9 protein-coding genes are annotated in these 7,521 nt (G+C 51.6%); 6 read left to right on the forward strand and 3 right to left on the reverse strand.

All coding sequences use genetic code 11. From position 1 onward, the window contains the following. The first annotated feature begins 340 nt into the window (after positions 1-340). The 4 genes from J4E70_RS18980 (at position 341) to J4E70_RS18995 (ending at position 3,105) form a co-directional block, all read left to right on the forward strand. Positions 341-979, forward strand: coding sequence for a DUF1326 domain-containing protein (locus J4E70_RS18980; protein ID WP_213891483.1), 639 nt, complete (start codon positions 341-343; stop codon positions 977-979). 15 nt (positions 980-994) lie between these two features. Further along, positions 995-1,819 carry a DUF2182 domain-containing protein gene (locus J4E70_RS18985; RefSeq protein ID WP_213891485.1) on the forward strand — a complete coding sequence of 275 codons (825 nt, stop codon included), beginning with the start codon at positions 995-997 and terminating at the stop codon, positions 1,817-1,819. A gap of 77 nt (positions 1,820-1,896) precedes the next feature. Beyond that, positions 1,897-2,532: a DUF1326 domain-containing protein gene (locus J4E70_RS18990; protein WP_213891487.1), complete on the forward strand. Its 636-nt coding sequence runs from the start codon at positions 1,897-1,899 to the stop codon at positions 2,530-2,532. Positions 2,533-2,730: 198 nt separating this feature from the next. Then, positions 2,731-3,105: a nuclear transport factor 2 family protein gene (locus J4E70_RS18995; RefSeq protein WP_213891489.1), complete on the forward strand. Its 375-nt coding sequence runs from the start codon at positions 2,731-2,733 to the stop codon at positions 3,103-3,105. Positions 3,106-3,408: 303 nt separating this feature from the next. On the opposite strand, the gene J4E70_RS19000 is transcribed toward J4E70_RS18995, so the two are convergent. Then, positions 3,409-4,224, reverse strand: a complete 816-nt coding sequence (locus tag J4E70_RS19000; RefSeq protein ID WP_213891491.1) for a methyltransferase domain-containing protein — start codon at positions 4,222-4,224, stop codon at positions 3,409-3,411. 152 nt (positions 4,225-4,376) lie between these two features. On the opposite strand from J4E70_RS19000, the gene J4E70_RS19005 reads away from it, so the two are divergent. After that, positions 4,377-5,435: a zinc-binding dehydrogenase gene (locus J4E70_RS19005; RefSeq protein WP_213891493.1), complete on the forward strand. Its 1,059-nt coding sequence runs from the start codon at positions 4,377-4,379 to the stop codon at positions 5,433-5,435. A 74-nt stretch (positions 5,436-5,509) separates the two neighbouring features. Next, positions 5,510-5,977, forward strand: a complete 468-nt coding sequence (locus tag J4E70_RS19010; protein ID WP_446686727.1) for a GFA family protein — start codon at positions 5,510-5,512, stop codon at positions 5,975-5,977. 17 nt (positions 5,978-5,994) lie between these two features. Here J4E70_RS19010 and J4E70_RS19015 read toward each other — a convergent pair whose 3' ends face one another. Both J4E70_RS19015 and J4E70_RS19020 read right to left on the reverse strand, forming a co-directional pair. After that, positions 5,995-6,423 carry an acyl-CoA thioesterase gene (locus tag J4E70_RS19015; RefSeq protein ID WP_213891497.1) on the reverse strand — a complete coding sequence of 143 codons (429 nt, stop codon included), beginning with the start codon at positions 6,421-6,423 and terminating at the stop codon, positions 5,995-5,997. A 368-nt stretch (positions 6,424-6,791) separates the two neighbouring features. Then, complete coding sequence (locus tag J4E70_RS19020) at positions 6,792-7,382, reverse strand: tetratricopeptide repeat protein (RefSeq protein ID WP_213891499.1); 591 nt, start codon at positions 7,380-7,382, stop codon at positions 6,792-6,794. Positions 7,383-7,521: the final 139 nt, after the last annotated feature.

Genomic DNA, 7,521 nt, shown 5'->3' on the forward strand with positions numbered 1-7,521 from the left:
TTAAAAATCCCATGTCAATCACTCCATATCTCCCTGAACAAAAGCGTCAGGGTAGCGTCGTTACATGGGTCAATTCTCAGTGAAAATTTAGGGGCCTACCGGGTCAGTTCTCAACGCAAATCAACAGGCAGTTCCCCGTTGGTATCTGTTTTGGGCACAAAGCATTCACAGGCCCTGCATTACCCGACAAGTCCATTTGAAAAATTCACAAAATTGTGATAGAAATTATTCACAGCAAAGAGAGAAACCTGCAAAAACAGGGCGTGTCGGGGCAATTTTATTCAGCGAATGCATCGAGCTATAAGCTGCTGCAATAGGCAGCCGCATATGGGGGGAAGCGATGAAAGACTGGAGTATCGAAGGCGAAGAACTGGCCAATTGCAACTGCAATTTTGGATGTCCTTGCCAATTCGGCGTTTTGCCGACGGACGGTACATGCGAAGCGGCGGTCGTTTACAGGATCGATAAAGGCCACTACGGGGACACCAAGTTGGATGGCCTGATGACAGCGGGCGTTTATAAGTGGCCCAGTGCCATTCATGAAGGCAACGGTCACATGCAGCTAATCATTGACCCGAAGGCAGATGACGATCAAAGATCTGCGCTTGAAGCCATCATGACAGGGGCCGACACTGAGGAAATGGCGACTATGTGGTTTGTCTTCAGTGCCATGTGCCCAAACAAACATGAAACTCTGTACGCACCAATTTCGCTCAACATGGATTTGGATGATCGCATCGGCACGGGCGCTGTTGAGGGTATTTTTGAAATCAATGCTGAACCAATCCCCAACATAGTCTCTGGCGAACCACACCGCGTTGGAATCGCTTTGCCACATGGATTTGAGTTCGGTTTTGCTGAAATGGCCAAGGGCCGCACAAAAACCACAGGTGGTGAACTCGAATTGCTAAAAAACACTGGGACACACGCCCATTTTGCCAGTCTTCATCTAACGGGTAAGGGACGGGTTGCTGCGTAAGCGAGGGCCGGAACAGTGTTTGACACCACTCAAGGAACATCGGTCGGACCAGTTGAAAGATTGGTTCGACAGGATCAGCGCATTGTAGCCTTCACGGTAAGTCTGGTCGTCGTCGTTGCCGGGCTTTACACGTATTTCGGCGTTGGCATGAACATGACAACGCTTGAAATGACACAGATGGCCCGCCCGATTGGCAATCCGATGGAAATGGGCGGGCAACCTGTTTGGACAGGTAAATATGCGGCCCTAATGTTTATCATGTGGTGGATGATGATGATCGCCATGATGACACCAAGCGCCGCGCCAATGCTACTTCTTTACACCGCGCTGAAGCGGATGGGGTCTGATAGAGATAGATCTGTTTTGCTCAGCTTACTTTTTCTTTTTGGGTATCTGGCCACTTGGGCGCTTTTCAGTGCATTAGCTACGGGAATTCAATTCGGTGCCGATAGTTGGGGCCTTGCAAGCGGCCCGATGATGACAATCAACTCTCGCATATTTGCGGCGCTTATTTTCATTTCCGCTGGCCTGTACCAGCTCTCCAGTCTTAAAGAATCCTGTCTCCTCTATTGTCAGTCACCCGCGCACTTTCTTGCCGAACACAGTCGCGCTGGAGCGTGGGGAGCATTCAGGACAGGAGCACGCCACGGCGTGTTCTGCCTTGGATGTTGCTGGGCACTGATGGCTCTTCTCTTCGTTGGAGGGGTTATGAATCTGTTCTGGATTGTCGGAATCGCCATCTATGTTCTCATCGAAAAAGTTGTGCCGAATGGGCGAATTTTTATCCGATCAACCGGCGTCGTGCTGATCCTCTTTGGTGGCTTCCTACTGGTAACTTAGCGTGGCGGTCAATTCCGAGTTAACGAGTTCGCACCCTTTAAAACCTATGCTCTATTCAAACTAGTAAGGAGACGACTATGGCATTTACGGATTGGTACGTAGAAGGGCCAAGCTTTGGAAATTGCAACTGCGGTTACTCATGTCCATGTCAGTTTGAGGAAAGACCCACTCATGGTGACTGTCGCGGCTTTGAAGTGCTGGAGATTACAAAGGGACATTTCGGTGACGTCGATTTGAAGGGCACTAAGGCGGCGCTTCTTTATGCTTGGCCCGGCGCTATCTTCGAAGGAAAGGGTGAAATGCAAGTCATCATAGACCCCGGTGCAAGTGATGCTCAACGCGACTCTCTGCGTCGGATATTTCACGGCGAAGAGACCGAGGAAGAGGCGACGCATTGGTGGGTGTTCCGCGCCATGTGTGACAAAGTACATGACACGCTTTATCAACCCATCAACTTCGAAGCCGACATCGAAGGGCGTACCGCCAAGGTTCAGGTGGGTGATGTGTTGACTTCGACGGGTCGCCCAATCAAGGCACCGCATGGCGGCGGCGAACATCGCGTTCGGATCGATATTCCCGGCGGTATAGAGTTTAGCATTGCCGAAATCGGTAATGCCTCGACAACTGCAAATGCAGGGATCAAGTTGAACCTAAAAGATAGCTTCGGCCAGTGGCATTTTCTCAAGCACGGGCCTGGGGGTATCGTTCATTGAACTGTCTGACGTCAGCGCCTATGGGGCCAATTAGGTTGATTTGATAAAAGAGAGTTCTTGGAGCAGCGTGACCACTGAGGAGCGGAACATGTGACAGCCGACCAAGAGCACCGTTTTTGGCTGTCGTTTAGGATAAATATTTTATCGTGATACCTTCACAATTGGAAGCGCAACAAACTGACAAAGGAGTTCTATAAAATGGCGAATGCGAAACAGTTAGAGGACCTTAAAGCAGGATGGGCAGCTCTGGCGGATGGAGACATGGATAAACTTGCCAGTTTTTATGCTGATGACATGATATTTGTCCTACCCGGCCAAAACGATATATTGGAAGGACGCACAGCATTCCGGGCCGCCCTCGACGGAATCGGTCAAGCGCTGCCACCGGGTTTCGACATTAAAGAACTGCGCTATTGCCAGGGCGAAAACGAAATCACCAATGTTGTTGAGTTTACCGCTGACAAATTGCCGAACGGCTCGCAATGTGCCGTCCTTTTCAAGTTTGGGAATGATGGTCTAATTACCGAGGAACGTTGGTTCGTCGATACTGAGCAATGGAAGGCGGCATTTTAGCGACAAATTCTGCTGCCCGCCATTCGCTGCATCCGAAGAATGGCGCGGAAGAACTAAATGCGAATCATAGAGCTGACGAAAGTGTTTCGGGACAGTACTGCGGTTGGTAGCAAGCGATGCGACGTCAAAACACAGTGGCCGAGGTCCTGCCAACGACTGATTGACAGCAGCGCCAGACAAAACATTGGCCATCATGAAATTGGAAGCAGCAATGACAAATCGAGAATTCCTGAAGCAGGAAAAACAGTGACTATTGGCCGAGCATAATAAGGGTGAGATTTGACTGCTTACAACACCTTGCGGTCATGCACGTGCGTGCACAACATGAGAGGCATGCGGGAATGCCAAAGCATGACCGTCATAGTAGGAGCCAAAGGTATTCAGAAATTCCCGAAAAAGCTCCTGTCGCTTCTCTTCGAGGAGCTTTGAGATCGCGTTTGCGGCAGGCGTCGACAACATGTTGCCTGCCACAAACGCTTTGCCATCGGGATGCCGCAGTGTGAGTGTCACACTCTCGATGTCGATTTCGGGAAAACCAGCGCCAGTAAACAGATCGTGAATCATTCCTGAATCCGACAAGCCGCAAACTGCGCGGATGGCGTTTGCAGCGTCTTCACCAATGTACCGCGTGAGGATTTCGATCTGGCCATTCATCAGCGGATTGTGTTCAAGGCTTCGAGCGACACAGATCACACATCGTCCACCGGGTTTCAGAACGCGACGAAACTCTTTCAGGGCAATAAGCTTATCGGGGAAAAACTGAAGACCTTGTTGGCAAAATACAGCGTCGAAACTGGCGTCGTCGAATGGCAAATTTCCGACATCTGCTTCAACCCAGTCAATCAGCTTACCTTCTTCTTCCGACTTTGACCTAGCTACAGCCAGCATTCCGGCGTTGATATCTGCGCCAACCACCTTTGCATCGGGTCCAACTCGATCAGATGCCATCCGCGCCACAATGCCGGTGCCACAAGCGGCGTCGAGGACAGCGTCTCCAGCGACAAGTTCAGCGCGTTTCAGTAACTCCTGCGCCCAGGGAATGAATATGACGGGAACCAAGTTCTCTTCATAGCGCTCAGCTGCGTCGCCAGAGACCTGCCACTTTGTGTTGGCTTTCATGTGGACATGCTTCCCTTCGGTTCCCTGTGCGACTCCATCATTGGCAGCTTCCTGCACACTTCTTTCGGCTTAATAGCCGTTGTCAGAACGAACCAACAAAACTAACGTCCATTTAATGCCATCAACTGCGCTGTAACTGGAAGGGATAATATATGGTTCCCGAAGTCATGTCAGGTGTCTATTTGACCCGCCACGGTGGCCCTGATGCGTTGGAATGGTGTGACGATATCCCAGTGCCGTCGCCAGGCGCCGGGCAGGTCCTAGTCAGAGTGCTGGCGGCTGGGGTGAACAATACCGATATCAACACCCGCGTCGGTTGGTATTCCTCTGATGTTTCTGGTGCTACCGAGGATGTTGGCGAAGGTGCCGACATCGAGGACGGCGGATGGGGCGGTGCGGTCGGGTTTCCACGCATTCAAGGTGGCGATATTTGCGGCACTGTTGTTGCTGTTGGGGATGGCGTCACGTCTGTCGAGCTTGGCGCCCGGGTTACCAGTCAGATCAATATTCCCAGGCCAACGCCAGACAATCGCTTTGCTTATGTGGCGCTCGGCTCTGAACTGGATGGCGCCTTCGCCCAGTATTGCCTTTTGCAGGAAGGCGAGATTTTCGATGTCAGTGCTTCACCGCTTTCCAATGAAGAAATTGCCGCAATTCCGTGCGGCTTTGGTACAGCCTACAACTTGCTGACCCGGTCGGATGTTGGCGAGGGGCAGAAAGTTCTGATCACCGGGGCGTCCGGCGTCGTTGGGCTTGCAGCCGTCCAACTGGCGGTGCTTCGCGGCGCGCAAGTAACCGGAGTTGCTGCGGATGAAAAGGCTGCTGCTGTGCGCCAGGCTGGTGCCATAGAGGTGCTGCCGCGTTCGGTAACGCCTCCAGCGCAAGAGTTTGATGCAGTCATTGACGTCGTGGCCGGAAAGGTTTGGCCCGACCTAATCCGCGCCTTGAAACCGGGCGGCCATTACGCGGTTTCAGGTGCAATCGCCGGGCCGATGGTCGAAGCCGATTTGCGCGAAATCTACCTGACCGACATCACAATTCACGGCTGTTCTTTCATGTCACGCGAAGTATTTTCGGGCCTAGTCAAGTTAATGATTGAAGGGCGGGTGAAGCCTGCCATCGCCAAAATCTATCCATTGCGCGATATTGCCCAGGCTCAGGTAGATTTTCAGTCGAAGAAAAATGCAGGCAAGCTAATCCTCCTGCCGTGACAAAGGGCTCTTCGCCCGAAAGGTCGAGCGCCAAAGAGTGGAATTTGCGAAAAACAGCTGAAAGGGTAATGAAAATGCTGAAAGGACAATGTGGGTGCGGCGCTGTAACCTATTCTATGTCATCCAAACCAATTTGCGTTCATTGTTGCCACTGTAGCGAATGTCAAAAGCAAACCGGGTCTGCGTTCGTCTTGAACGCAATTATCGAAGCTGATCGGGTCGAATTTGACGGTCCCATTGTTGAAAACACTCTCCCAACGCCGAGCGGAAAGGGACAGGTCATAACCAGATGCGCGACATGCGGAGTGGCCGTATTCAGCAGCTACATGGCCCGTCTCGGAAAACTTCGATACATCCGGGTTGGAACGTTAGACAACCCGTCCGATTGCCCGCCTGATGTTCAGATATTCACATCCAGCAAACAAGATTGGGTTCAACTAAATACAGAAATCCCAGTATTTGAAGACTTCTATGATTTTGCCGAGGTCTGGCCAGAAGACGCGTTGGCAAGATGGAACACGTTATTTGGAGAAAATGCTTAGGCAAAGGGCAGGATTGTCTAAGGTTTGTAGCTATCCAGCCACTGTGTCGCTTTCTCGCGAACGTCCTCGGGGATTTCTGCGGCTCTACGCGTTTCAAGGCTCAACATTACGCACTTGAACTCCGTCTCGAAAGCTAATGTGTCGCCATCTGCTCGAAAAAGTCGGTGCCTAAAGGTCATGGATTTGGAGCCAATCACGACAATCGAAGTCTCCAACCGTATCACGTCACCGGCGGACAACTCGGCGCGAAAATCGCTTTGGGCATTCACGACAGCAAATGAAAGCCGCCGTCCAGTTCGCATGTCATTCGCGGTCAAGCCCATATCGGATTGGATCGCGAAAACGCCGTCGGAACACGCGGCAAAATAACGCGAAACGTTCATGTGACCTAGAAAATCACAATCCGCCGGATCAACCACTGATCGGAATGAATCCATAGCAGGCATCGATTTCCTCCAAGATTAGTGGCTGGATAATACGCCAGAACTTGTGGTTTTTCCAGGTCCGCTACATCTGAACCGCCATGCTGTGACCCGGCGAAAGGTGATGCCCTATCAATCTGAAACCAGCCGTTGACCGCAACTGTCGTGCCCGGTGCCAGGCTGTTTGAAACCTTGCCATTTGCGAGACCGAATCCAGGGCCATCTGCCATTCACTCTCAAACAGGAGCCGTTCCAGTTTGTCCGGCGGGCGTTCGCTTTGAGCCCAGAGCGGACTAGACCGAGAGATGAAGATTTCGTCTTGAGAGCACACATGTGGCAAGCTGATGCCGATCATTAAGAGGTCACAGTAATATCTCCATCTGGCGCTCGGCCTAGATGTCAACGCCCGCTCTCCTGAACCCATTCAGCCAGTTATTTCGATCATCTTCCCGTAGACAAGTGATGCATTGAGCGGCCACAAAGGCTTCCACGTCGAAACCGACCGGTTTGACGTTGTAAAGATGCAAAAGGCATGCATGCGCTTCGTCTAAGCGTCCCATCTGGGCATGGCATGCGGCGAACACGGCTTGCGATTGCGGTGGCGCGTCGCCTTGGTCGTTGTAGCTTTCCAGAGCTTTTTCATAGTCGCCCATCATGTAGTAAGTGTCCGCAAAACACTCGGCGATCATGTAGTCCCCGAGCGGATTGAGCAACGAGACGCGCCTCAGCAATGCAATTGCCTGTTCATGATTTCCGGCGAATGCAAGTTGCCATGCGTGAAGGAGCATCAATTCGCAATCATTCGGATTTAGCGTAGCCGCAATCGAGCTGTGCTTCAGGCCGCGTTCTTTTTCGGCAAGAGGTGAAAACCCAAAAGCCATACTGGCATACGCGTGCACTACCGGGTTTGTGTCATCCAAATCCAGAGCAGTTTCGGCGTGAAACCTGCATTTCTCTGCAATGGTATCTTGCGACAACCCCATTGAACCGCTGAAGTGTTGATTTGCGTTGAGAACTGACCCGGTAGGCCCCTAAATTTTCACTGAGAATTGACCCATGTAACGACGCTACCCTGACGCTTTTGTTCAGGGAGATATGGAGTGATTGACATGGGATTTTTAA

Origin of the sequence: Pseudohalocynthiibacter aestuariivivens (assembly GCF_018457175.1) — a bacterium.
In the GTDB taxonomy this organism is placed as follows: domain Bacteria; phylum Pseudomonadota; class Alphaproteobacteria; order Rhodobacterales; family Rhodobacteraceae; genus Pseudohalocynthiibacter; species Pseudohalocynthiibacter aestuariivivens.